The organism is Bovifimicola ammoniilytica, from assembly GCF_025567085.1.
Taxonomy (GTDB): Bacteria; Bacillota; Clostridia; order Lachnospirales; family Lachnospiraceae; genus Bovifimicola; species Bovifimicola ammoniilytica.
Genome location: NZ_JAOQJN010000009.1, coordinates 35,682 through 62,294, shown reverse-complemented (window position 1 = coordinate 62,294; position 26,613 = coordinate 35,682). Strand labels below are relative to the sequence as shown.

The following is a 26,613-nucleotide window of genomic DNA, read 5'->3' as shown; positions in this document are numbered from 1 at the left end:
ATTGTAATTCATTTTTTAGGCTATTTCAATGCTTTTTTCTACAACTTTTACATTATCAGTACCATATTTTTCCGACAGCCGATTAACCATGCCAGCATCCGCATTTACACGCATATTTCTAGGAAATACTTTCTTTGCCTTTTCAGCTTTACAATAAATTATAAGTGTATCATTCCCATCACTGTTTCTTATGAATTCTAGAAGCTCATTTTCCTTAAGCATATACTCATTCTTATCCTTGAACTGAATCCATAATTCTCTTGGCACTTTATCAAAGCTGATAATCTGGTCACATATTAATTTGCCCTGCTCATCATCTCCGATAGAGACCTTTCCTTTGACAAATATCTTTTCATTTTCCTTAAGCATATATCTGTATCTTTCTAAAACATTTGGAAATATGAGTATCTCCATAACACCATATAAATCTTCAAGTGTTATAAATGCCATTGTTTTACCGTTTCTTGTGGTCTTAAGTGTGATAGTATCAATCATTCCACCGACAATCGTAACCATGTTATCTTTAGCTATAGTATTACCCTCTTCATCTGTTATGAAATCTTTAGTAAATGATTTGACATTTTTTCTCCATTTATCTTCGTACTGCTCTAATGGGTGTCCTGAAACATACACACCTAGAACTTCTTTTTCAAAGGCTAATTTTTCTTCCTTTGAATACTCTTCTAAATCAGGCATTCTTATTTCATAATCTGCCTTATCTTCATCAGAAACCAAGTCAAACAGACTCATCTGTCCTGTTATGGACTTCTTCTTTTCTTCATTTACTGAATCAATAATTCTTGAATATACAGTCATTAGCTGTCTTCTGTTGCCATCTAAGCTGTCAAATGCGCCTGCCTTAATAAAGTTCTCGACAGTACGTTTATTAACTTCTTTACCTGATAACCTCTCTATGAAATTCTTAAGACTTGTATATTTACCATTTAATTCTCTTTCTTCCACAATGGTGTCTATTACGGATTTACCAATACTTTTTATCGCACTGAGTCCATATACAATACTGTTGTTCTTAACTGAAAAACCGCTCTCACCCTCATTGATATCTGGTGGCAATAGTTTGATTCCCATACTTCTGCTTGTTACAATGTATTCTGATACTTTTGTACTATTTTCAATTACAGATGTCATAAGTGCAGCCATATATTCTACCGGATAGTAATATTTTAAAAATGCTGTCTGATAAGAAACTACAGCATAAGCAGCCGCATGAGATTTATTAAATGCATATTTTGCGAAATCCATCATATCATTATATATTTTTATCGCAATCTGCTCATCTATACCATTTGCAATGCAGCCCTTAACATTTTCCTCAGTATTACCATAGACGAAATTCTTCTTCTCTTTCTCCATTACACTTTGTTTCTTCTTAGACATGGCACGTCTTACAAGATCACTTCTTCCAAGCGTATATCCTGCTAATTCTCTTACTATCTGCATTACCTGTTCCTGATATACAATACAGCCATATGTTGGTTTAAGAATCTTTTCTAACTGCGGACAATCATATGTTATATTATCAGGATTATTCTTACCCTCAAGGTATTTAGGAATAAAGTCCATTGGACCCGGACGATATAAAGAAATACCTGCTATGATATCCTCTAAACTCTGTGGTTTTAATTCTTTCATGAAGTTCTTCATTCCTGAACTTTCAAGCTGGAATATACCATCTGTTTTACCTGTTCCGATATAGTCTAAAACATTTTTGTCATTGTAATCAATCTTGTTAATATCTATTTTTCTGCCCGTTGATTTCTCAGCATATTTGACAGCATTCTGTATTACGGTAAGGGTACGAAGTCCTAGAAAGTCCATCTTAAGAAGTCCTAATTCTTCTAGTGTAGTCATAATGTACTGTGTTGTAACAGAACCATCTGAAGCTCTTGACAGAGGTACATATTCATCAACTGATTTCTGGCTGATAACGACACCTGCGGCATGCATTGATGTATGTCTTGGAAGTCCCTCAAGTCTTTTCGCCATATTGATTAGATTCTTGACCTCTTCGTTGCTGTTATATAATTTTCTGAAATCTTCACTCTGGTCTAACGCTTTCTGAATGGTTATTCCGATATCTTTCGGTATCATTTTCGCCACTTCGTCTACTATTGCATATGGCAGGTCTAAAACTCGCCCGACATCACGAATAACATTTCTTGCCGCTAAAGTACCAAATGTAACTATCTGAACGACTCTGTCTTTACCATATTTTCTAACAACATAATCTATTACTTCCTGTCTTCTTTCGTAGCAGAAATCAACGTCTATATCAGGCATTGATACTCTCTCTGGATTAAGGAATCTTTCAAAGAGTAAATCATATTTAATCGGGTCAATATCGGTAATTCCCAAGCAATAAGATACAATACTTCCCGCTGCAGAACCTCTTCCCGGTCCTACCATTATGTCATTACTTTTAGCATAATTAATAAAATCCCACACAATTAAGAAATAATCAACATATCCCATCTTATTGATTATTCCTAATTCGTAATCTAATCTTTCCCGTAATGTTCCGTCATCATCAGGGTATTTCTCATTAAGTCCCTTTGTACACAGATAATTAAGATATTCCCATGATGTATAACCTTCTGGAACATCGTATCTAGGAAGTTTTGTAACACCGAATTCGATTTCAACATTACATCGTTTTGCTATCTTATGTGTATTCTCTAATGCCTGTAAAGCATATGGAAACAGCTTTCTCATCTCGTCTTCAGACTTCAGATAGAATTGTCCTCCCTCATATCTCATTCTATCCTCATCAGAAACTTTTTTACCGGTCTGTATACATAATAATATGTCGTGAGCCACACTATCTTCCGCATTAATATAATGCACATCGTTTGTCGCTACTAATTCTATATCAAGTTCCTTGCTCATTCTAAGTAAGCTGCTATTAACCATCTTCTGTTCAGGTATTCCATGGTCTTGAAGCTCTAGATAATAATTCCCTTTGCCAAATATATCCTGATATTTAAGTGCTGCTTTTTTACCCTCTTCATAAAAACCTCTTGCAAGATATTTCTGTACTTCTCCGGCAAGACACGCACTAAGTGCGATAATTCCCTCATGGTACTGTTCTAACACTTCATAATCTACTCTTGGTTTATAATAGAATCCATCTATGAAGCCTTTAGATACTATCTTCATAAGGTTGGAATAACCCTTATTATTCTCAGCTAAAAGTACTAAATGATGATATTTATCCTCACTCTGTCCTGCTTCTTTATTAAATCTTGAACCCGGTGCTACATATACCTCGCAGCCAATAATCGGCTTAATTCCAACTTCTTTAGCTGCTTTGTAGAAATCTATGACACCATACATAACTCCATGGTCAGTAATTGCAAGGCTGTCCATTCCTAACTCTTTAGCCCTTGCCACTATCTCTTTTATCTTACACGAACCATCTAACAGACTGAATTCTGTATGTACATGTAAATGAGTAAAGCTCATAATTTTCTCCATTCTGCTTCAATATATATTAGTTTCAAAATAGTTATCACTTGGATAATTTACTTTTGTTCACTTTCACAAACCACTTGATAACATTATAATAAGGTGATAACTTTTCATTATTTTTACAATATATTAATTCAATTGTTTCTATATTTAAACTCATAATTGTTTTATATACAGCCTTTCGTGCCTCTCTTAACTCATATGCATTCAAATTTAACAAATCTATTGTATATTGATTTCCCTCCACTATACCATCCGGATAATATGTAAACATATCCTCGCACTTTGGATTCAATGGAGAAACAAATTTTTCAAAATCATATTCATTTTTCTTTCTACGTCCACACGTATTCGTATTGTTGCATGAAGCAATAATATTTGAATAAGCAAGTGATTTTCTACTTATCCCATCTTTAGGATTTCTCGGTTCTATATGCTCATTATGCGAATTTGCAATTCCGATACTGCTACAACAATATGCACATAAATAATGCTGCTCTTTAAGCAACTCTTTACGTAATTCATTTTTCAAGCTATTAAAAGACTCTGTATCATATGTTGCTGTCGGATTATTTTTCTTATATAAATATAACCACTTTGGTTCTTCATTCTTTTGAATATATATCAATTATACTGACTCCTTTTTAATTCCATCCTTGCCATTACGACGTCCGGATTATTTTCACTTGTAATATCTGCTAATTTTTGAATTTTTATTTCCGCTTCATTATATTTTTTTTCTCTCATATCCACATATATGGAATGAATAAATTTATCTGTCTCCGGATTTTTTGATTTTGCCCCCATAAACATCTCAAGTATTGCATTTGCATCATATCCAAATCTGGATTCTATATATTTGATTTCCTCATCTTCAACATCTATAAGCCATAACTCATTAGATGATGCTAAAAGTATAGGTGAATGTGTTGCTGCTATAAACTGAACATTTGGAAATACGGTTCTTAAGGCTTTAACAATATTCCATTGCCATACCGGATGTAAATGCAGGTCTATTTCATCAATCAATACAACACCTCTTGTATACTGAATATTTTCTTTTTTATATGGATTTAAAACAGCCATTCGATATGCAATATCAAATGCCATCCAAACTAATGACTGATATCCGGCGCTTAATTGTCCAATTGGTAAAATATTATCTCCAACTTTATACATTAATTGTTCTTCCTGCTTATCATAAAACACTTCGTGACCTTCTGTATCTTCCATAATATCCATAAATTTCGCTACAACCTGTTTTACAGCTTCATACTCAGCAATTTTCTTTTCCTTCTTCCATTCAACCATTTCCATTTTCATACACCAATTTAAAAGCAATTTGGTATTTGATGCATCTATCAATGCATCTGTATAACCGATAGTTCTGAAATATTGTTTTCTAAATATATTTTCAGTTCTTTCTCTTCTTTGAGACCATACTCTACTCGCACTTAAATATACCAATATAGGAAATTCAGTATTACTATCTTCTGACATTTTTTCTGCTTTTTTACATATATCACGAGGTTGTGTTGTACTTCTCGCCGCTTTGATACTACTCTTACCTCTTGTCCATCTATACTCTTCTCCATCTAGAATTGCATCTATTGTTACCTCTAACGGCATAACATTTGTTTTATTATAAGAACCATCTCCGGTTTTTTCATAAATATTTCTAACTTCATCTGCCGAAAAATGTCTTGTTGTAACATCAGGCAAGCCTGCTACAAAACCACCCAGGCCAACAGCAATAGCTTCAAGTATTGATGTTTTTCCTGTACCATTAATACCTTTTATCAAATTGAAACCCGGTTTAAATTTTATTTCTTTTTCTGCTATCCCTTTAAAATTCTTAATACAGACCTTCTCTAGCTGCATGCCATAGCACCTCCTGACCTACTATTTTTATTATATCCAATTTAATTTGAACTTTACGCATCCTTGTTAAAGTATAACTATTATTATTGTATCATATCGCAGCTTATTTTCCAACAGTTGAGTATTTTAATATCTCAAACTTTTCTCATATACTATAAAAATGCTCCACCCATACTTGCATATGAGTGAAGCATTTTCTAGTTTAAATTAATTTAATTACTTTTTAATTCAGGTATTACATCATACCCATTCCTGCACCACCTGCTGGCATTGCAGGAGCATCTTCTTTAATACTTGCAACAACTGATTCTGTTGTTAATAATGTAGATGCAACGCTTGTGGCATTCTGTAATGCACTTCGTGTAACCTTAGCAGGATCAAGGATACCTGCATCAACCATGCTTACATATTCTTCATGTAATGCATCAAAGCCCATTCCGACTTCTGATTCTCTTACTTTATTAACGATAACTGAGCCTTCAAGTCCTGCGTTCTTAGCTATTGTATATAATGGAGCTTCAAGTGCTTTAAGGATAATGTTTGCACCTGTCTTTTCATCGCCTTCAAGTGTTGCAACTAATTTAGCAACTTCTTTAGATGCGTGAATGTATGCAGAACCACCACCTGAGATAATACCCTCTTCAACAGCAGCTCTTGTAGCATTTAAAGCATCTTCCATACGGAGTTTGCCTTCTTTCATCTCTGTTTCTGTTGCAGCACCAACTCTGATTACAGCTACACCACCTGCAAGTTTAGCAAGTCTCTCCTGTAATTTCTCTCTATCGAAATCTGATGTTGTTTCTTCAATCTGTGTTCTAATCTGGGCAACTCTTGCCTGAATATCTTCTTTCTTGCCTTCGCCATCAACGATAACTGTATTCTCTTTCTGAACTTTAACAGATTTAGCTCTGCCAAGCATATCCATTGTTGTATCTTTAAGTTCTAAGCCGAGTTCTTCTGAAATTACCTGACCACCTGTTAATATAGCAATATCTTTAAGCATTTCTTTACGTCTGTCACCGTATCCAGGAGCTTTAACAGCTACTACATTGAATGTACCTCTTAATTTATTAACAATTAATGTTGTAAGGGCTTCACCTTCAACATCTTCAGCGATAATTAATAATTTAGCACCTGACTGTACAATCTGCTCAAGTATAGGTAAAATGTCCTGAATATTTGTTATCTTCTTATCTGTAATAAGAATATATGGATTGTCAAGTTCAGCTTCCATCTTATCCATATCTGTTGCCATATAAGCTGAAATGTAACCACGGTCAAACTGCATACCTTCAACTAAATCTAATTCTGTCATCATAGTCTTAGATTCTTCGATTGTGATTACACCATCATTAGATACTTTTTCCATAGCATCTGCAACCATATTACCTACTTCTTCATCACCTGCTGAAATAGCTGCGACTTTAGCAATCTGGTCTTTGCCATTAACTTTGCTGCTCATCTTAGAAATAGCTTTAACAGCTTCCTCTGTCGCTTTCTTCATACCTTTTCTTAAGATAATTGGATTAGCACCTGCTGCAAGGTTCTTCATACCTTCATTAATCATTGCCTGTGCAAGAACTGTAGCTGTAGTAGTACCATCACCTGCTACATCATTAGTCTTTGTTGCAACTTCTTTAACTAACTGTGCACCCATATTTTCAAATGGATCTTCGAGTTCAATTTCTTTTGCAATTGTAACACCATCATTTGTAATTAATGGTGCACCAAATGATTTATCAAGTACAACGTTTCTTCCTTTTGGTCCAAGTGTAACTTTTACTGTATCTGCTAACTGGTTAACACCTGCTTCTAATGCTTTACGAGCTTCTGCTCCGTATTTAATTTCCTTTGCCATAATCTGATTCCTCCTATTATTCTACTATTGCAAGAATATCATTCTGTCTAACAATTATATATTCTTCTTCGTCAATTTTAACTTCTGTTCCTGAATATTTAGAGTAAATAACTTTATCTCCAACTTTAACTTCCATTTTAACTTCTTTACCATCAACCATTCCGCCAGGTCCTACTGCTACAACCTCTGCCTGCTGTGGCTTTTCTTTTGCCTGACCAGGTAATACGATACCCGATTTTGTAGTTTCTTCAGCTACTAACTGTTTTAATACAACTCTGTCATTTAATGGTACTAATTTCATTATAATTCCTCCATTCTGCTACTATATAATTATGTTTTTATTTCCTTAGTGGTTATTAGCACTCTTTATGCTTGAGTGCTAATTTCTGCCTATTATATTAAGTCTAAGACCTCTATTCTGCAAGTTTAACAGTTTTTCTATTTCTTTCTGTTTTCTTGTATATCTCTTATTTTCTTTAATTTTCTTTAATTTTCTTATTTTTTCATTTTTTTAATATATTTTATAGGTTTAACCTTAAAAGTTTTTTAATTACTAAACTTATCATTTTCCGAGTCCGTTTTCTCTGGCATAATAGAACAGATATTGCTGTGCATACCCACCATATTCACCGAATTTATCTTTTGCAAAGCTCATTATCTCATTATTAGGTGTCTCTTTATGAAAATACATAGATTCCATTATTCGCTTAATCCACACGTCAACTGGAAATGCATTTCTGAAACCTAACGAGAATAAAAGCACGCAGTTTGCAACCTTTTCGCCTACACCTTTTATCTTGATTAACTCGTTTTTAGCATCTCCGTATGACATTTTACTTAGTATTTCATCTGTAAATTTCTCATCACTAGTGATTCTGTCTGCTGCTGATTTCAAATATGCTGCCCTGAAGCCTGTTTTACATTCTCTGTAGTCGTCTTCGCTAATATGTTCCAATGTTCTTTTATCCGGAAATGAATAGAACTTCTTATCACCTATGTTTCCAAGATATTCACCATATTTTTCAGAAATATCACTAACTATCTTCTTTATATGCGGAATCTGCTTATTCTGTGAAATTATAAACGACATCAGTGTCTCTATGAATTCCTGATTAAGTATTCTCACACCATAATTCACATTAATGGCTTCTTTTAGTCTGTTATCAGCAATAATCAGATGTTCTTTTATACTTCCATAATCTCTTTCAAGATCAAAATATCTTACCCATTTTTTTACAAATGTGCTTTCGTCAATGTCAAAACAGGTAATGCAGTCTTTATCCTGCTTTATATGAAGAAGATTTCTGCCATTTACCACTCCATATTCGTCTTCTGCAATTTTATCAAAGTGAAAACACTGCCCACACTCTAATGTCTGTGAAACATTGAAATCTTTGACATCCTCTAATATTATATTCCTGTCCTTAGTTATTATTCTCATTAAAATTGTACCTCGTTAGATTAATCCAAACCTTTCTAATGCATTTTTTATGCCGCCTTTATCGTAATCCTCGGTTGTATACTTCATTTCTTTTTTTAATTTCTCCGAAGCATTCCCCATAGCCACGCCATAATTAACATATTTAAGCATCTCGTAGTCATTCATACTGTCACCAAATGCATAAGTATTCTCCCATGGAATATCTAAATATTTAATCATTTTTTCGATTCCATATGCCTTTGAATATCCCTTAGGAATCATTTCCACATAATCTTCGTCATGATTAACAAGAGTAAATCTATCTGCATATTCCTTTTTAAAATCCTTCATATCACTTACATTAATGGCTGCACCACTTAACTTTGATGCTGATATTTCATCTATATTCTCAATGTTACCTATATGATTTCCTGGTGTCTTAATATATATGTCATATACTGATTTATACTTTTCAGGCATTCTTTCAAGGTCAAAGCATACACATTCAATTCCCTCTGCGATTGCCATTATATTGTGTTTCTTCATTGCATCTACTGTTTCATTAAGTAAATCCTTATCAAGCACATAACGATATATTTCCTCACCGTTATATTCTGCATAAGTGCCGGCACCTGCTATAATTCCATCGAATCCGATGTTCAATATCTCCGAAAATACTATTGATTTGGTTCGTCCTGTACATATAACTGCGATATGCCCATTCTCTCTTAATTGCTTTATTGCCTGTATTGTATCCTTAGGAATTCCTTTATTATACATATATATCGTACCGTCGATATCAAAAAATACTATTTTTCTGTCTTTTGTCATTTCTATTTCTCCATTCTGAATAAGATCCATATATCATATAATAGAATATCATCTTAATTTTTTTTTAACAAGAAGTAACATAAAACTTAATATAAAATTTCTGAATTTTTTATTATTAAGCCTTTATTTTTTGTGCTAAACGTATTACAATATATACATCAATATTGGCCGCTTACAAACTTATAATTATATATTTTTTCTATAATTATGAATTTCGTAACTGCCTGAATTATAATAAATTTTTGAAAGGAGTATTGAACATATGGCTAAAAAATTCGGTAAAGCTCTGATATTTACTGCTGTTGCAGGTGCTATCGCAGCAGGAGGAGTTGCTCTTTATAACAAATATAAGGCTTCATCAGATGATTTTGATGATGATAGTCTTGACTTTGATGATGAAGATGATGATTTCGATGATGACACAGAAGATGATGATTTTGACACAGACGAGGATGATGTAAAATCATCTGACAGAGAATATGTTTCTATTCCAAGAGATAATTCTAAAGAAGAAGCTGCTTCTGATTATAAAGTTAATGTCGATGTATCAATTGATACTACAGGTTTTAAGGCTGATGATGATACTGATTCAGAAGATGATGTTGAAGCTGAAGATACTGTTAATGATGTTGAAGCTAAAGATACTAGTGTTAAAGAAGCTGTTGCTAAGGCTGATACAGAAGAATAATCCGGTATAGAATGAATAAAGAATGTTGCTTGCGACATTCTCCGCTTGCGGCGGAGCGTTTTTTACTTACCAGGACAATTCCAACGAAATTTCCTGGTAAGTAATAACACCTTTCCTTATAGTCAAGGCTTTAAAACCTTATTATAACGGAAAGGTGTTTTTACTACATATTTCCCTCATCTGTAACTGTTTTAGTTATAGCTCTTGGAAGCGCATCTTTAGAATTCTTCCATGGCTCATCCTTATGTCTATAATCAAACTTATCTATGAACCATTCTAAATCATCTGTTACTCTCTTCATGTTCTCCAGATATATTCTATTGGTAGCATCTATAAAACCATCTAAAGCAGCTCCACTAAGATTATCTTTTGCCTGAACTAAAAGTGCCTCATAATGTTTAGTGCAAAATCCTTTTGAACTCTCATATTTTCTTTTGAAACTATCCTCTTTATCCCAGAGATAATGTACAGTTCTAATATATCTTTTGAAAGTTTCTTCAATCTTATTACATACATAGCAGGAATTATTAAGATTATTAAGATAATCTGTTAACGGTGATATGTCCTTTTTCTTAAATAATGTACTTGCCTTACCACCCTGCGACAACTTTTCTATATCTTTATTTGTCTTTACCATATGAGAATGTAGTATAAGCGAAATTCCCAACTTATTCTCCATTTTAAGCAGTTTCTTAACATGTTCAGTACAGAAACCGATTTTATCAGTAACCTCCCTAATATCGTCTTCCATATAACTAGGTCCCATAGTGAATTCCACTGCATTTTTCTCAAGTTCTTTATACATTTCACATATTGGACATTCACAATCCTTTGCAAATGCATCATTTACCGGAATTGTATACAACTGTTCTTTCATACTTTGCTTCTCCTTATATTTTGTTTTTCATTAATTTTTATTATGCCTGAGTCAAAAGTTCTAAGGCCATACAAACATGCTCATAGGCAGGTAAAAGACCTCAGGACACGCCCCGATACTCGCATATCTTACTTAATCAACCATGCTTTTTTTAATTTCTTCACACCTTTTATTATCTCATCTTCGCTCAGGTTTGCAAATCCTAGAATTATTGTTCCTTTATAGAAATGTGGTTTCTCAATATAATATTCCGATAATCCATGCACACATATTCCCTCGTTCCTAGCTCTTGTAATAAGTTTTTCTTCGCTCATTGAATTATTAACATTAATAAGGATATGAAGTCCTGAATTTTCTCCGGAAATCTTTATTACATCTTTATTTTCTTTAAATAATGATATTAATAAATCGTGTTTTGATTTATATACAGAACGCATTTTATTAAGATGTCTTTCAAAATATCCACCTTTAATAAACTCATTTATAATAAGCTGGTCCATTTTCGATACTGTCTGTGAATAAAATGACATATTTCTGTTAAAATCATCTAGTAACTTGTCAGGTAATATCATATAACTCATTCTTATGGACGGTGCAATTGACTTCGAAAATGTTCCCATATATATTACTTTATCCGAACCATCTACACCCTGAAGTGCTGGTATCGGTTTGCCTTTATATCTGAATTCACTGTCATAATCATCTTCTATTATATATCTGTCATCTGTCTCATTAGTCCATTCTAACAATTCTATGCGTCTTTTAATCGGCATAACTGTGCCCATTGGAAACTGATGCGATGGCATAACATACGCAATATTGGCATTTGATTTCCGAAGTTCCCTGGCCATCATGCCATTTTTATCCATTGTTATTGGAATTATCTGGTTACCATTCTTCTTAAATACGCTATATGCCTGTAAGTATGTCGGATTCTCCATTGCTATGACAGGTTTCATTTCCATAAGCTGGTTAAGTAACATTAACAGATATTCATTACCAGCACCTAATATTATCTTATCAGGGCTGCAATGTACACCCCTGGCTTCATATAGATATGAGGCAAGTGTCTTCCTAAGTTCAAATTCTCCTCTCGAATTACCTGCCACAAATAAATTTTTATTATTAGAGCTAAGCAGATTCTTAGATATCTTTCTCCACGTATTAAACGGAAAATTATCTAAATCAATTCCCCATGGTGAGAAATCAATTACATCTGTCTTGTCCTCTTCTTCATCTTTAATATCAATCTTTTCATCTGTACCCCTGAAATTATATAACAGCGATACTTCTGACACATAATATCCCTTGTATGGTACTGATTCTATATAGCCCTCAGATATAAGTTGAGTGTAAGCCATATCGACCGTACTTCTGCTTATCTGTAAATGTTCTGCAAGCGCTCTGGTAGATGGTAATTTGGTCTTACACTCAATTCTTCTGCTCTTTATCTCTTCTTTAATAAATTCATAAATCTGTTCATACAAGGGTGACTTACTGTTTAAATCTATAGTTAATTCATACATCGTTATCTCCATCATAAAAAATTCTATGATTTTATTGATATAATTTGCCACCTTGACTTTATATCTTCATTTATATAACATTTTATATAATTTAATTCTATCTCTTTAATTCCTGCTTAATTAAGTCTCTTACTTCTCTTGCTCTTTCTTTAACTTTAGCTGATGCACCTCTGGAAGTGATTATCTGCGACAATAATTTAGCTGATGTCTCATAATCTTTGCATCTTCTCGCTAAATCAGCCGTAACATATGTGTATGTATATTCATCCATTCCACATATTGGAAACAGCTCCTTACTCATAGCTGAAACAAATCCGTCATATGCGCTTGTGATAAATTCTTTCTCTAAGTCTCTTAATTCAGCTAACTTAGTATCATAATCAATTTCTGACATATCAAGGTTCTCAGCTTCTCCTCTGTATAACCATGCTATCTTAAGACAAGTATAAGCTCTTTCACTTATCCTGCCCTTTTTAATCACTGCATTAGCAAGCGCTAATTGATATCTTAGAACTGCTTCGTCATATGAATAGATGTTTTCATCTTCATATTCTATTGCTTTAAATTTAGATGATATATTTTCCTGAATAGCTTTTCTCTGCTGACTTGTTACACCATTAAAGAATCTGGTCAATGCACTATATCCACATTTATCACACACAACCACATCATATTTTATGCAATCAATCCCTTGATACTTTGGACGTAAATCTGTATCTATAGATACTAACTTAGCCTTACCTGACATCACAGCTTTACTCTTAAACTGTCTGTCACATACCGGACATCTATATGTCTTGTCAAATATCATTTCACTTTCTTCCGGAAAATGTGGAGCCTTAGGTTCTACAATTTTTTTTTCAGTTTTCTCTTCTTCTTTCTCATATATTTCTGTATCTTTCATACCTGTCAGTCCAAATTTCTCCAGACCTGAAAATAAACTACTCATCGTAACCTCGTTTCTGCGTCTACCCGCTTTTACTTCTATATTTATATTAATTTACAGGCTCTAATTTGTTGGTTATAACTTTATACCCTGCAAGTTACCAAGCCTGCAAATTTAAAATACCTTCTGTTTACTATTAGAATATTTCTTACTGTGCAGGAAGCTTAAATGAACTCTTTAACGAAACTATTCTGTTAAATACAAGTTTATCATCTGTTGTATCTTTATAATCCACGCAGAAATATCCCTGTCTTACGAACTGGAAACTATCCTCTTTCTTAGCATTCTTAATACTTTCTTCTATATAGCAATTCTTGAGAACAGTTAATGAATTAGGATTAAGATTGAGTGTTCCATCCTCATTGAGTTTGCCTTTTTCTTCGTCAATAATATTCTCATATAATCTGACTTCTGCATTAACAGCATGGGCTGCACTTACCCAGTGAATGGTTCCTTTAACTTTTCTTCCTGTGAAGCCGCTTCCGCTTCTTGTCTCCGGATCATATGTGCAATGAATCTCTGTTACTTTACCATTCTCATCCTTAATAAAGCTCTCACATTTAACAAAATATGCATTCATAAGTCTTACTTCATTGCCAGGAAATAATCTGAAATATTTCTTAGGTGGTTCTTCCATAAAGTCTTCTCTGTCAATATATAACTCTCTGCTAAATGGTACTTTACGTGTTCCCATCTCTTCATTCTCAGGATTATTTATAACGTCAAAATATTCTACCTGTCCATCAGGATAGTTATCTATTACAAGCTTAATAGGATCTAAAACAGCCATTACTCTTTGTTTCTTCATTTTTAAATCTTCTCTTATACAATATTCAAGCATTGCATAATCAACTGAGCTCTGACTCTTTGATACACCAACCAGGTCAACAAACATCTTTATAGATTCTGGTGTAAAACCTCTTCTTCTAAGTGCTGCTATTGATACAAGTCTTGGATCGTCCCAGCCGTCAACTATTCCGTCCTCAACTAACTTCTTAATATATCTCTTACCTGTAACTACATTTGTAAGATATAACTTAGAGAATTCTATCTGTTTAGGTGGTTTTTCATATTCTAATTCCCTTACAACCCAGTCATATAATGGTCTGTGATCTTCGAATTCTAATGTACATATAGAATGTGTTATACCCTCTATGGCATCCTCGATTGGATGTGCAAAATCGTACATTGGATAAATGCACCATTTATCACCTGTTCTGTGATGTGTCATATGTGCAACACGATATATGATAGGATCTCTCATATTAATATTAGGGGATGCCATATCGATTTTAGCTCTGAGAACTTTCTCTCCATCAGCATATATGCCATTTTTCATATTTTCAAATAATTCTAAATTCTCTTCAACACTTCTGTCTCTGTACGGACTGTTCTTACCAGGCTCTGTTAATGTTCCTCTGTATTCTCTTATCTCTTCAGGAGACAAATCACATACATATGCTTTGCCTTTCTTAATAAGCTTGACTGCTGCCTCATATATCTGTTCAAAATAATCTGATGCAAAGAAAAGTCTGTCTTCCCAATCTGCACCTAACCATTTAATATCTGCCTTGATTGACTCAACGAATTCCTCTTTCTCTTTTGTTGGGTTAGTATCATCAAAACGCATATTAAACTTACCATTATATTTCTTAGCAAGTCCATAGTTAAGTAAAATAGCCTTTGCATGTCCTATATGAAGATATCCGTTTGGTTCAGGTGGAAATCGTGTATGAACCTCATCACAATGTCCCTCGCTTAAATCTTTATCGATAATCATTTCAATAAAATTCTTTGATGTATTTTCATTTTCCATAATGCTGTTTATCCTTTCACATAAAATTCACTATTGTAACTATACTCTATGAATAAAAACCTGTCAAAAACTTTTCTAAATTTTTTTCATCATTTTTGCCCATAAGTTCTCTTGATGAATGCATCGCAAGTAATGGAATACCTATATCTATGGTTCTCATAGGTAATACTGTTGAACTTATCGACCCCAGAGTTCTGCCACCATGCATGTCCGAACGGTTGACAAATATCTGATATTTACAGTCAAATTTCTCGCAAATGCTTTTAACTGCTGATATTCCCTGTGCATCATTAGCATAACTCTGGCTTGCCGATTCCTTAATTACTATACCACCATTGAGACTCACCTTATTAGTTATGTCTGATTTCTCTGGTAAATTAGGATGTGTTGCGTGAGCAACATCAATTGACACCATCATTCCACTAAGTATATCATTAATCATATAGTCTCTGTCATATCCAAGTGCCACATATATTTTCTCTAATATAAGCATAATTACCTGTGATGCAGCCCCCTGCTTTGTTGCGCTGCCTATCTCTTCATTATCATAGAATATTGCCAGATTAATTCCATCATGTCTGTCACAATTAACAATTGCCCTCATCTGTGCAAATACAGAAGTAAGATTATCAAGTCGTGGCGAGCTGTACATTTCATCATATACACCTATTGTACTGCCTCTTTCAGTCTGATATATGAATAACTCATAATCAGATATATCCTCTTTAGCAATATCTCTTCCCTGCTTCTTAATTTCTTCTATTATAAGTTTTTGAACTATATCATCATAATTCTCATTTTCATTAAACAGACCAATTACAGGCAACATATCCTTCTGTCGGTTAAGTTCCACACCTTTATTAACCTCCCTGTTCATATGGATTGCCAGATTGGGTATGGTAAGCACCGGCTTCTTGACATCAATGAAACGTGTTTCACTATCATACCACTCTTTGCCTTTAATCACAACTTTTCCAGCAATTGAAAGCGGTCTGTCTAACCAGGTATTAAGAATCGGACCACCATAGACTTCTGTATTAAGCTTAACATAGCCCTCATCTTTTCCTAATGCTTCTTTAATCATATATTCCGGTTTTACCTTAAAACATGGTGAATCAGTATGTGAAGCTGAACATCTTAGATTGACTTTTCCTTTTGAATTTCTAATATCTGAACCAATATTGAATGCAATTAATGTAGAGTCATAGATATTTATATAATATCTTCTGCCGGCTTCTATCTTAAATGGTTCGTCCACCTTTAACTCTTCATAATTGTTAGCTGACAGATATTCTCTTATGGTATTAACTGTATGAAATGGAGTGACAGAATTATTAATAAAACTGCTTAACTCATTGATGTATTGTTCATCACTCATCTCACTTTTCCTCCTGACTTTTTAAATTCCACACTTTGTAATCATTCTTCGTATTATTCTTAACATAATATAATGCTTCATCTGCACGTTTAAGAATCATGGCAATTCCTGAATAGCCTGAGACATTACCTGAAGATATTCCTATTGAGCAAGTTATTCTGTTCTTCTCACTTATGTTTACTTCCATGTTCTTAAGTTCTTCTATTACCTTTTTAAACCCTTTATTATGACGGAGATTTGCAAATATCTTCTCAGCAATCTCCACTCCATATTCTGTATCTTTATCCGGAATTATAATCACAAATTCATCTCCACCATATCTTATGATGTAGCCGCTGCTTTCCACAATTCCCTCTAACATTCTTGAAAATGCCACTAATACAGCATCTCCTGCTTCGTGTCCGAAATGGTCATTACAATATTTAAAATTATCTAAATCCATATACAGAATCGTAAACTTATGTCTTTCCTTCTCGGAAACAAAACCTCTTGTAACCTTATTTATATACTCTTTCATTCCCTGTCTGTTGTATAATCCGGTAAGTGTGTCAGTTACTGAACGTTTTTCTAGTTCTTTCTTAATACTTACTTTAGATAATGCTTCTATCAATTCCTTAATTGCTGTTCTTAATAAGTCCGCATCGCTCTCTTCAAACATAAATAAGCCTTTAGTGTAATTCATCTTTTTAAATCTGAATGCCACAAATATCTCCGTAAGTTTCTCTCTATTAATGAACGGAATGGCTATCATGGTTGCTACGTCATTTCTATTAAATGCAGACACTAATTCTTCATGATACTGATATGATCTTTTAAATCTTGATAATACTATTCTTCTGCCATTTTTGCTGAAATAATCACAGATATATCTTAACTGATATTTCTTAACTGATATTTCATTATCACTATATTTAACGGCTGGTATGCCATTTCTAATGCTTATATACATAACACTATCTATGTCAAATCTGTTCTTAATCATAAGCATAGAACTGTTAATCATATCATCTGCCTTCTCAAACTCATAGTTTAATGAATCTACCCAGTTTTCAAAAAAGCTCAGCATCTTGTTCTTCTTCTCAATTTCTTTTCTCATTGAGCATCTAATTATCATCTTATCAATCTCTTCTATAAGCTCATTAGAGATTTCATAGTTATCATCAGGTTCCTTTACATCATTTTTATTATCTAATATAGCCTGAAGAATTTCGGCATTATGGATAAGAAGATTCTTCTTGCAGAACTTAATTGTATCTGTTAGTACTTTCTTACGTGCCTCTTCATTACCTGTTTTCTTATAGAATATTGCCTCTTCCTCAACTACCTTTGGCAATATGTAATTCTGTTTCACATGTATACTATACCAGAAATTCTGTACTTTTTCATAATACTCATTAGCTTTATCATAGTCTCCCTCTTTATCAGCTAACATCGCTGTAACCGTATAATAAAGGTACATATCATCTTCCCACATATTATAATCAGGATTGTCCACATCTAAGATATGTTTTAAGGCTGTTTTCATTATATCATAATATAACATTGCATTATATACCTGATTAAGCTTTATATACGCAAAAATAGCCAGACCATATAACTTAGTCTTATTACATACATTTAATCTTGAAAGATTCAATGATTCCATCATCTTCATTGTGAGATTCACATTCTTTACTGCCGATGCATAATCCCCGACAATAATACTTGTTATTCCAAGATTATATACCGCATCAAGAATATACTTAGGCGTATCAACTGTAAGGCCGATATTTATAGCTTTAATGAAATAATCATATGCCAGCTTATATTTCTCATTAATCAGGCATATATAACCTATTCCATTATATATCTGTGCTTCTTCGTGCTTACTGTTATGTCCCTCCATTATCTTAAGGCACTGGTTATAACAGAATATTGTCTCATCTAACTTCCCCTCACTTGATGCCTGTACTGCTGTCTTCTGCCATGCTCTTATCTGTATCTGGGTATTCTCCAGTTCTTTGGCTAATTCTATCCCCTTAAAACATTCTTCTAATTCAGTATTAGCTAATTTGTCTCCGGTCAGCTTAAGCTTATTAGAAATATTGAACCCAAAAATATATGCATATGCTAAATGTAATAACTGGTTATTGTCTCTTGCCATCTCTATAAGATATTCTGATATCCCGGACTTTGGATTCCATAATAAAATCTCTGGTAACTTATCAATATCTATAAGTATTTTTAACATCTCATATTTAACAATATATTTATTATTATTTGTATCAGAAGTCAACTTCATTCCTTCTTCTATAGATGAAATTGCTAAATTCTTCTGTCCACTTTGCAGATTAACAAGTGCAGCAATATAGTAATATTCGATAAGTCTTTCCTTATCATGCCTTAAATATTCAATGTCAGACATCTTCTTACAATATAGATAGGCCATTTTCTCCTCGCCATTATATACGGTAACAAATGAATATATTGCAAGTATATCTATCTTCTGTGCATCTTCTACTTCTAAGTTTCCATTTTCAATTGCTTTATATATAATGTCTAAATAATATTTGGCCTGTTCAAGCTGCAGACATAAGAATAAATCTTTAATATCCTTCAGATATACATCTATCTGTGTATTTACCGGAATAAATACATCATCTGCCATAGCATCCTTATTGTCATCATTATAATCCACTGACATTTCCATGTCCTTAATATATCTTGACAACAGATTCCAGCTATCTTTTGTATATGAATATAAATCTTCTGCCTCATTATATGATGCAATAATAACTATATCAAATAACTCTTTATTCTTCATCATTCCATATAATAATTCTATGGTTGATTCATGTGCTCTTTGCAATCTGTCTAATACTATAACGACCTTATGTTCATTCGTTATATATTGGAAAATATTAATAACAGACTCAATAATCTTTTCTCTTTCAAAAGGAACTTCTCTTGGAATTATGTCCTCATTTCTTTCGCAATATCCATTCATTATATATGAAATTAACATATCTTGTATTACCGGATATACAGATGCCTTTTTAACGAATTCTTTACAGTCCATATACTTATAATATTTCTGGTACAACTCTTTTATAAAATCCAGAAATGGACAGAATGGTCCCTGTATCTTCTTCTCTTCAAATTGATAATAGAACATATCACATTCTAAATTTAATGATGTCATAATGTTAATTATATCTTCTTCATCAATATTAAATGAACTGTAATGCTTAAAAAAGCATACTTTATTATCACGTTCTGAATCACTCTGTTCTACAAGTTTACCTATTATATTTCTAATATGCTCCTTAAATTCCGACCTCATATATTCCTCCATTTCACACTCAATTAGTAACTTCTTATATCATCCGTACCATCATCCATAGTCTGTTCTATTCCCTTTACAACAACATAGTATCCATAATCATCTGACACTTTAATATATATTCTGTCGCCAAGTTTATGTCCTTTTATAGCTTTACCAAGTGGTGAATCAATACTTATAAAGCCTTTCATCGAATCACCTCTTATCGACGTGACAACCTTAACAGTCATTGTCTCGTCATCTTCCTCCATATATAAGTCAACGACACTATAGAGACCTATTTCATCATCTTGTGTATCATCTTCGATTATGGTTGCCGTCTTAATAAGTCTTTCTAAATACCTTATTCTGCTCTCATTTCGATTCTTATCTCTTTTAGCTGCATAATATTCGAAGTTCTCACTCAAGTCTCCCTGTGCTCTGGCTTCCTTAACAGCTTCTATACACTCCTTTCTTACAACAAGTTTTCTATGTTCTATTTCTTCTTCTATCTTCTTAATATCATTTTTAGTCATCTCATTAGACATAATTTACTCCATTCTATTTTAAACTCTATAAATGTTATCTCCTTACTCCACTTAACAAAAAAAAGTGCCAGAATCTAAGTATATTCTAACACTTTTTTATAGTAATTTCTATTATAATTTTATAATATATCTAATATTAATTCTATTACATTTTATGCATCTATGCTGTAGTTAGGTGCTTCTTTTGTAATATGAATATCGTGAGGATGACTTTCTTTAAGAGAAGCTGCTGAAATCTTAACGAATTTACCGTTTTCCTTAAGTGCTTCAATTGTAGGTGCTCCACAATATCCCATACCTGAACGGATACCACCAACTAACTGGAATACTGTATCTTCAACTGTTCCCTTGTATGCAACACGACCTTCAACGCCTTCAGGAACAAGCTTCTTAGCATCTGTCTGGAAGTATCTGTCTTTACTTCCGTTCTCCATTGCTGCGATAGAACCCATTCCTCTGTATACTTTGTATTTTCTACCCTGGAATAATTCGAATGTTCCCGGACTCTCATCACAACCTGCGAATATGCTACCCATCATACATACGTTAGCACCTGCTGCAATTGCCTTAGTCATATCACCTGAGAACTTGATACCACCATCTGCTATAACCGGAATACCATATTCCTTAGCAACCTCATAACAATCCATAATCGCTGTTATCTGTGGTACACCAATACCTGCAACCACACGTGTTGTACAGATAGAACCAGGTCCGATACCAACTTTAACTGCATCAACACCAGCTTCAATAAGTGCCTTTGCTGCTGCACCTGTTGCGATATTACCTGCAATTACCTGTAAATCAGGATATGCTGCTTTAATCTTCTTAACTGTTTCAATAATATTCTTAGAATGTCCATGTGCAGAATCGATAACAATTACGTCAACCTTAGCTTCTACTAATGCAGCAACTCTGTCCATAACATTTGAAGTAATACCAACTGCAGCACCACAAAGAAGTCTTCCCTGCGAATCCTTTGCTGATGATGGATATTTAATCTGTTTCTCTATATCCTTAATTGTTATAAGACCTTTCAATACATAGTTATCATCAACTATTGGAAGCTTTTCTTTTCTTGCTTTAGCAAGCATCTCCTTAGCTTCTGAAAGTGTAATTCCTTCTTTAGCAGTAACAAGACCTTCGCTTGTCATTGATTCTTTAATCTTCTTACTGAAGTCTGTCTCAAATTTCAAATCACGATTAGTAATGATACCAACTAATTTCTTATCTTCTGTAACTATAGGAACGCCTGATATTCTAAATTTAGCCATCAGGTTGTTAGCATCTTCTAATGTATGTTCAGGTGATAAATAAAATGGATCTGTAATTACTCCATTCTCCGAACGTTTAACCTTATCTACTTCATCAGCCTGTGCCTCAATCGACATATTCTTATGAATAATTCCGATACCACCCTGTCTGGCCATAGCAATTGCCATTCTATACTCAGTAACAGTATCCATTCCTGCACTCATCATAGGAATGTTAAGTTTAATCTTCTTCGTAAGATATGTTGATAAATCAACCATATTAGGTGTAACTTCTGAATACGCAGGTACTAAAAGCACATCATCAAATGTTATTCCTTCGCCAACAATCTGTCCCATTTTTCTGTTGTCCTCACTTTCTTTAAATTTCATCAATTTTAACAGATTCAAAAAACAATGTCAATCCGTTATGGCAATAAACCATAAATCTATTAGCTGAATTTATTAATACTTCAACAAAATATATTAAAATTCCATTTTCTTCTCAAAGTATGCTTTTAAATCTTCTATCTTAATTCTATCCTGTTCCATTGTATCTCTGTCACGTACAGTTACACAGCCATCTGTTTCAGAGTCAAAATCATATGTTACACAGAATGGTGTACCGATTTCGTCCTGTCTTCTGTATCTCTTACCAATATTACCTCTGTCATCAAATTCGCAGTTATAATATTTAGATAATTCAGCATAGATTTTCTCTGCGCCCTCATTAAGTTTCTTAGAAAGTGGTAATATTCCAATCTTAACAGGTGCAATTGCAGGATGAAAATGAAGTACAGTTCTCATATCAGGTTTATCTTCTGTTCCAATATTCTCTTCATCATATGCAGCACATAAGAATGCAAGTGTTACTCTGTCTGCACCAAGTGATGGCTCAATAACATATGGAATATATTTCTCTTTAGATTCATCATCAAAGTATGACATATCTTCACCTGATGTGTTCTGGTGCTGTGTAAGGTCATAATCTGTTCTGTCAGCAATTCCCCATAATTCACCCCATCCAAATGGGAATAAAAATTCAATATCTGTAGTTCCTTTACTATAGAAGCATAGTTCTTCAGGTGAATGGTCTCTTGCTCTCATCTCTTCGTCTTTAATTCCTAATTCTTTTAACCAGTTAATACAGAACTCTCTCCAATATTTAAACCACTCTAAGTCTGTTCCTGGTTTACAGAAGAATTCAAGTTCCATCTGTTCAAATTCTCTTGTTCTGAATGTAAAGTTACCTGGTGTAATTTCATTTCTGAATGATTTACCAATCTGACCGATACCAAATGGCATCTTCTTTCTTGATGTTCTCTGAACATTTTTAAAGTTTACAAATATACCCTGTGCTGTTTCAGGTCTTAAATAAACAGTATTCTTAGCATCCTCTGTTACACCCTGGAATGTTTTGAACATAAGATTAAACTGTCTTATATCTGTAAAATTATGCTTACCACAAGATGGGCAGGCAATATTCTTCTCTTCAATGAAATTCTTCATCTGTTCCTGAGACCATGCATCAACTGAACCCTCTATTGTGAAATTATTATCCGCTGCCCAGTCTTCGATTAATTTATCTGCTCTGAATCTTTCATGACATTCTTTACAATCCATTAATGGATCTGCAAATCCACCTAAATGTCCTGAAGCAACCCATGTCTGTGGATTCATTAAAATAGCGCAGTCAACACCTACATTGTAAGAATTTTCCTGTATAAACTTCTTCCACCATGCCTTTTTTACATTATTCTTAAGTTCAACTCCGAGATTACCATAATCCCATGTATTAGCTAATCCGCCATAAATCTCTGAACCTGGATATACAAATCCTCTTGCCTTCGCTAATGCTACAATCTTGTCCATAGTTTTTTCATTATTGTTCATTTCTATCCTCTTTTCTGCGCACACCTTTTAATGAATATCGAGATTGTGTTAAGTGCGCCTATCACAATCTCGTATATATTTTCATCATATTTATTATATTAATAAGATTAATCCGCCAAAATTAACCTTTGACTTATTATTCTTTATAATCATTTTGCAACATAAGCATTTATTTATCACATATCTGCCACATAAATATTTAATATTATTTTTTTACTTTATAGATTACATAGTTATCTTTGCCATCGGCCGTAATTACTGTATTCTTTTCAACCTTAACATATTCTCCTGCTGCAACAATCTTACCAGGAAGTTTTACATCAAGTCCCTCATTTGTATAGAATACATATACATTTTCTATTGCCTTAATCTCATCTACTGTCTTATATTCATATGAATTCTCTGATTTTTCTTCAGATGTACTCTCTGACTCATCTGTCTGTTCTGTTGAGGCACCTTCGGAATTTTCAGATGTCTCTTCTCCTGTCTGTTCTAAAGTCTCGTCTGTAGATTCAGTTTCATTAGAATTTTCATCAGTAGTTGCTTCTTCAGCATCCTTAGATACAGTATCTTCAGTATCTTTTTCTGACTTCTTATCAGATTTCTCATCTAATTTAACTTCTGGTTTCTTATCTAAATCTATAACTTTGTTTGTTAAATCATATCCTGCTGCCACAGCATCTTCATATGTACCTGCAAATAATTTCACATTTTTAGTGATACTGACATAATGTGCACTATATGCCTCATAATCTTTATAACTTGCAAACTTAAGCTTTAATGTAATCTTTTTGTCTTTTAATTTAAGTGACTGCTTTGACATTCCATTAGCTTTATCCTCAGCATAGCTAGAATTAAATTCTTCAATCTCCCTATCAACCTGTGCCTCTAATTCATCTTTGTCATAATAGTCTTCCTTAAACTCTTCTGTATATGTTACCGAAACCGTATTATCCTTATCAATGATAACTGTTGCCTCATCTTCTGATTTCTTTGCTGACTTCTTAGATGCACAACTACATAAACTTGCTAATACAACCGCAAGCATACAGCAAAAGATTATCTTTCTCTTTTTCATATTATTCTCCATTCCGAGCGATTTCTCATCTGCCATATTGCTAATTGCTTTCGCTCATATACAATTAGCGATATGATAAAACTTAGAATATTATACATTATGAAATAATTTATTTCAATATTGTATTAAGAATTTCCAATGAATTAAATTCTTTATCCACATAATTCTTCACATATCGCTTCATTATGAAACCAATCTCATTTAATACCTCTTCATTCACAATAAAAGTATATAATTTTTCTATCTTTGATGTGATTATATATTGCATTGCATAGATGGTCGATGTATCTAAGTGTACTGTATCCCCAGCTTTGCCTGCACATTTATCACATAACATTCCACCCTTTATAACACTAAACATTGATACATCTTCATTCTTACAGCTTACACATTCAAACATATTCGGATATTCTCCGTTTATACATAACATTTTTAATTCATATATATATCTTACTAATTCATTCGGAATCTTGTTATTCTGCAATGCCCTGAGCGACTGATATATAAGTTTGAGTGTCTCTGTACCGCTTATTCCCTCTTTCGTAAAATAATCGGCAAATTCCAAAAAATAACTTCCATAACACATAGCTTCTATATCATTAGAAATCTCTGTAAAATAATTTTCTATGTCAGCTTTCTGCAAAGTATAGGCTTCTCTGCCTTCGTAGAGTATAAATTCACCAAATGCAAATATTCTGGTAACTGCTACAAACATACTCTTAGGTCTCCTTGCACCTCTTGCAAATGCAACGATTTTGCCACGTTCTTTTGTAAGAATAACAAGCCTTTTGTCAAATTCCCCAACATCTGTAGCCTTTATCACCATACCCGTTAATACAAGTGAATCTATCATTTTCTTGTAATATCCTTTTTATCATATCCGAAATTCTTAAGTAAAAAGTCGCTGTCACGCCATTCCTTTTTAACCTTTACCCAGAGTTTTAAGTTTACCTTTGTCTCTACCAGATTCTCAATTTCATACCTTGCCGCACTGCCGATTTTCTTAAGCATTGCCCCGCCTTTACCGATAATTATACCTTTATGTGATTCTCTTTCACATACAATTGTCGCATCGATATCTACTATACTTCCATCTTTTCTGAAATTCATTCTGTCAATTGCAACCGCTATTCCATGTGGAATCTCGTCATCTAAGCATTTTAATGCTTTTTCCCTGATAAGCTCTGCTGCAATCTGTCTCATCGGCTGGTCTGTTACAGTATCTTCATCATAATAAGCAGGACCATAAGGCAGATATTTATAAATCAATTCGATAATTGTGTCTGTATTATCGCCTTTTAAGGCTGATGCCGGAATAATCTCAGCAAAATCATATATTTTTCTGTAAGTATCTATATATTGAAGTAAATCATCTTTCTTAACCGTATCAGTCTTGTTAATAATTAGAAAAACCGGAGTTTTAACATTCTTAAGCTGCTCTACAATATGTCTTTCGCCCGCACCTATGAAATTAGATGGCTCTACTAACCAGAGGATTACATCAACTTCTTTTAAAGTTCTCTCTGCCACATTTACCATATATTCACCTAACTTATTCTTCGCCTTGTGAATACCCGGTGTGTCCAGAAAAATAATCTGTCCCTCATCACTTGTATATACAGTCTGTATTCTGTTTCTTGTTGTCTGTGGTTTGTTAGAAGTTATGGCAATCTTCTGTCCTATGATTTTATTCATAAGAGTAGATTTTCCCACATTAGGTCTTCCTATCAGGGTTACAAAACCTGATTTTATCTGTTTGTCATTGTTTAACAAATTATCAAACTGTGTCATTCGTTTCTCCTTTTATAAACTTTATTAGCCATTTATCTATAT

General features: G+C 33.5%; 20 protein-coding genes. 1 reads left to right on the top strand and 19 read right to left on the bottom strand.

The window, feature by feature from the left end:
- Positions 1-15: 15 nt before the first annotated feature.
- The 7 genes from OCV48_RS11700 to OCV48_RS11670 form a co-directional block, all read right to left on the bottom strand.
- The gene (locus tag OCV48_RS11700) at positions 16-3,483 is read right to left on the bottom strand and encodes a DNA polymerase III subunit alpha (protein ID WP_147592024.1); all 3,468 of its coding nucleotides are present in this window, start codon (positions 3,481-3,483) and stop codon (positions 16-18) included.
- 46 nt (positions 3,484-3,529) lie between these two features.
- Positions 3,530-4,117: a retron system putative HNH endonuclease gene (locus OCV48_RS11695; protein WP_147592023.1), complete on the bottom strand. Its 588-nt coding sequence runs from the start codon at positions 4,115-4,117 to the stop codon at positions 3,530-3,532.
- Entirely contained in the window at positions 4,114-5,370 is a 1,257-nt protein-coding gene (locus OCV48_RS11690) for an AAA family ATPase (RefSeq protein ID WP_147592022.1), read from the bottom strand. The genes OCV48_RS11695 and OCV48_RS11690 overlap by 4 nt, the downstream gene beginning before the upstream one ends.
- Before the next feature lie 235 nt (positions 5,371-5,605).
- Complete coding sequence (groL, locus tag OCV48_RS11685; RefSeq protein ID WP_021983914.1) at positions 5,606-7,228, bottom strand: chaperonin GroEL; 1,623 nt, start codon at positions 7,226-7,228, stop codon at positions 5,606-5,608.
- Positions 7,229-7,244: 16 nt separating this feature from the next.
- On the bottom strand, positions 7,245-7,529 hold the full coding sequence (locus OCV48_RS11680; protein ID WP_021983915.1) for a co-chaperone GroES: 285 nt from the start codon (positions 7,527-7,529) through the stop codon (positions 7,245-7,247).
- A 261-nt stretch (positions 7,530-7,790) separates the two neighbouring features.
- Positions 7,791-8,669: a DNA-3-methyladenine glycosylase family protein gene (locus tag OCV48_RS11675; RefSeq protein ID WP_021983916.1), complete on the bottom strand. Its 879-nt coding sequence runs from the start codon at positions 8,667-8,669 to the stop codon at positions 7,791-7,793.
- Positions 8,670-8,684: 15 nt separating this feature from the next.
- On the bottom strand, positions 8,685-9,479 hold the full coding sequence (locus OCV48_RS11670; protein ID WP_021983917.1) for a Cof-type HAD-IIB family hydrolase: 795 nt from the start codon (positions 9,477-9,479) through the stop codon (positions 8,685-8,687).
- A gap of 262 nt (positions 9,480-9,741) precedes the next feature.
- On the opposite strand from OCV48_RS11670, the gene OCV48_RS11665 reads away from it, so the two are divergent.
- Positions 9,742-10,167 (top strand): hypothetical protein, encoded by a 426-nt coding sequence (locus tag OCV48_RS11665; protein WP_147592020.1) that lies wholly within the window; start codon positions 9,742-9,744, stop codon positions 10,165-10,167.
- A gap of 163 nt (positions 10,168-10,330) precedes the next feature.
- Here the strand turns inward: OCV48_RS11665 and OCV48_RS11660 are convergent, their stop codons facing one another.
- From OCV48_RS11660 to era, 12 genes are all read right to left on the bottom strand, one after another.
- Complete coding sequence (locus tag OCV48_RS11660) at positions 10,331-11,044, bottom strand: DUF6062 family protein (RefSeq protein ID WP_021983919.1); 714 nt, start codon at positions 11,042-11,044, stop codon at positions 10,331-10,333.
- A 128-nt stretch (positions 11,045-11,172) separates the two neighbouring features.
- Positions 11,173-12,570, bottom strand: coding sequence for a MocR-like pyridoxine biosynthesis transcription factor PdxR (gene pdxR, locus OCV48_RS11655; protein WP_021983920.1), 1,398 nt, complete (start codon positions 12,568-12,570; stop codon positions 11,173-11,175).
- Positions 12,571-12,667: 97 nt separating this feature from the next.
- On the bottom strand, positions 12,668-13,519 hold the full coding sequence (locus OCV48_RS11650) for a DUF2225 domain-containing protein (RefSeq protein WP_021983921.1): 852 nt from the start codon (positions 13,517-13,519) through the stop codon (positions 12,668-12,670).
- A gap of 145 nt (positions 13,520-13,664) precedes the next feature.
- A complete protein-coding gene (locus tag OCV48_RS11645) occupies positions 13,665-15,332 on the bottom strand; it encodes a glutamine--tRNA ligase/YqeY domain fusion protein (RefSeq protein WP_147592019.1) in 1,668 nt (555 codons plus the stop codon).
- 46 nt (positions 15,333-15,378) lie between these two features.
- Positions 15,379-16,710, bottom strand: coding sequence for a M18 family aminopeptidase (locus OCV48_RS11640; protein ID WP_021983923.1), 1,332 nt, complete (start codon positions 16,708-16,710; stop codon positions 15,379-15,381).
- Between the two features lies 1 nt (position 16,711).
- Positions 16,712-20,032: a diguanylate cyclase gene (locus tag OCV48_RS11635; RefSeq protein ID WP_262559735.1), complete on the bottom strand. Its 3,321-nt coding sequence runs from the start codon at positions 20,030-20,032 to the stop codon at positions 16,712-16,714.
- 23 nt (positions 20,033-20,055) lie between these two features.
- Positions 20,056-20,559, bottom strand: a complete 504-nt coding sequence (locus OCV48_RS11630) for a GreA/GreB family elongation factor (protein ID WP_021983925.1) — start codon at positions 20,557-20,559, stop codon at positions 20,056-20,058.
- Positions 20,560-20,711: 152 nt separating this feature from the next.
- The gene (gene guaB, locus OCV48_RS11625; protein WP_021983926.1) at positions 20,712-22,169 is read right to left on the bottom strand and encodes an IMP dehydrogenase; all 1,458 of its coding nucleotides are present in this window, start codon (positions 22,167-22,169) and stop codon (positions 20,712-20,714) included.
- 126 nt (positions 22,170-22,295) lie between these two features.
- Entirely contained in the window at positions 22,296-23,702 is a 1,407-nt protein-coding gene (locus OCV48_RS11620) for a glycine--tRNA ligase (protein WP_147592017.1), read from the bottom strand.
- A 205-nt stretch (positions 23,703-23,907) separates the two neighbouring features.
- Positions 23,908-24,780, bottom strand: coding sequence for a hypothetical protein (locus OCV48_RS11615; protein WP_147592016.1), 873 nt, complete (start codon positions 24,778-24,780; stop codon positions 23,908-23,910).
- 109 nt (positions 24,781-24,889) lie between these two features.
- Positions 24,890-25,633, bottom strand: a complete 744-nt coding sequence (gene recO / locus OCV48_RS11610) for a DNA repair protein RecO (RefSeq protein WP_021983929.1) — start codon at positions 25,631-25,633, stop codon at positions 24,890-24,892.
- Complete coding sequence (era, locus tag OCV48_RS11605; RefSeq protein WP_021983930.1) at positions 25,630-26,571, bottom strand: GTPase Era; 942 nt, start codon at positions 26,569-26,571, stop codon at positions 25,630-25,632. The genes recO and era overlap by 4 nt, the downstream gene beginning before the upstream one ends.
- Between the last annotated feature and the right edge of the window lie 42 nt (positions 26,572-26,613).

What these genes read in the sequence shown, in the direction of transcription:
- OCV48_RS11670 (WP_021983917.1), bottom strand. Translation starts at nt 9,479, where the DNA reads ATGACAAAAGACAGAAAAATAGTATTTTTTGATATCGACGGTACGATA.
- OCV48_RS11650 (WP_021983921.1), bottom strand. Translation starts at nt 13,519, where the DNA reads ATGAGTAGTTTATTTTCAGGTCTGGAGAAATTTGGACTGACAGGTATG.
- OCV48_RS11675 (WP_021983916.1), bottom strand. Translation starts at nt 8,669, where the DNA reads ATGAGAATAATAACTAAGGACAGGAATATAATATTAGAGGATGTCAAA.
- pdxR (WP_021983920.1), bottom strand. Translation starts at nt 12,570, where the DNA reads ATGTATGAATTAACTATAGATTTAAACAGTAAGTCACCCTTGTATGAA.
- OCV48_RS11615 (WP_147592016.1), bottom strand. Translation starts at nt 24,780, where the DNA reads ATGAAAAAGAGAAAGATAATCTTTTGCTGTATGCTTGCGGTTGTATTA.
- OCV48_RS11635 (WP_262559735.1), bottom strand. Translation starts at nt 20,032, where the DNA reads ATGAGGTCGGAATTTAAGGAGCATATTAGAAATATAATAGGTAAACTT.
- OCV48_RS11640 (WP_021983923.1), bottom strand. Translation starts at nt 16,710, where the DNA reads ATGAGTGATGAACAATACATCAATGAGTTAAGCAGTTTTATTAATAAT.
- OCV48_RS11620 (WP_147592017.1), bottom strand. Translation starts at nt 23,702, where the DNA reads ATGAACAATAATGAAAAAACTATGGACAAGATTGTAGCATTAGCGAAG.
- era (WP_021983930.1), bottom strand. Translation starts at nt 26,571, where the DNA reads ATGACACAGTTTGATAATTTGTTAAACAATGACAAACAGATAAAATCA.
- OCV48_RS11665 (WP_147592020.1), top strand. Translation starts at nt 9,742, where the DNA reads ATGGCTAAAAAATTCGGTAAAGCTCTGATATTTACTGCTGTTGCAGGT.
- OCV48_RS11630 (WP_021983925.1), bottom strand. Translation starts at nt 20,559, where the DNA reads ATGTCTAATGAGATGACTAAAAATGATATTAAGAAGATAGAAGAAGAA.
- groL (WP_021983914.1), bottom strand. Translation starts at nt 7,228, where the DNA reads ATGGCAAAGGAAATTAAATACGGAGCAGAAGCTCGTAAAGCATTAGAA.
- guaB (WP_021983926.1), bottom strand. Translation starts at nt 22,169, where the DNA reads ATGGGACAGATTGTTGGCGAAGGAATAACATTTGATGATGTGCTTTTA.
- OCV48_RS11690 (WP_147592022.1), bottom strand. Translation starts at nt 5,370, where the DNA reads ATGCAGCTAGAGAAGGTCTGTATTAAGAATTTTAAAGGGATAGCAGAA.
- OCV48_RS11680 (WP_021983915.1), bottom strand. Translation starts at nt 7,529, where the DNA reads ATGAAATTAGTACCATTAAATGACAGAGTTGTATTAAAACAGTTAGTA.
- OCV48_RS11660 (WP_021983919.1), bottom strand. Translation starts at nt 11,044, where the DNA reads ATGAAAGAACAGTTGTATACAATTCCGGTAAATGATGCATTTGCAAAG.
- OCV48_RS11645 (WP_147592019.1), bottom strand. Translation starts at nt 15,332, where the DNA reads ATGGAAAATGAAAATACATCAAAGAATTTTATTGAAATGATTATCGAT.
- OCV48_RS11700 (WP_147592024.1), bottom strand. Translation starts at nt 3,483, where the DNA reads ATGAGCTTTACTCATTTACATGTACATACAGAATTCAGTCTGTTAGAT.
- recO (WP_021983929.1), bottom strand. Translation starts at nt 25,633, where the DNA reads ATGATAGATTCACTTGTATTAACGGGTATGGTGATAAAGGCTACAGAT.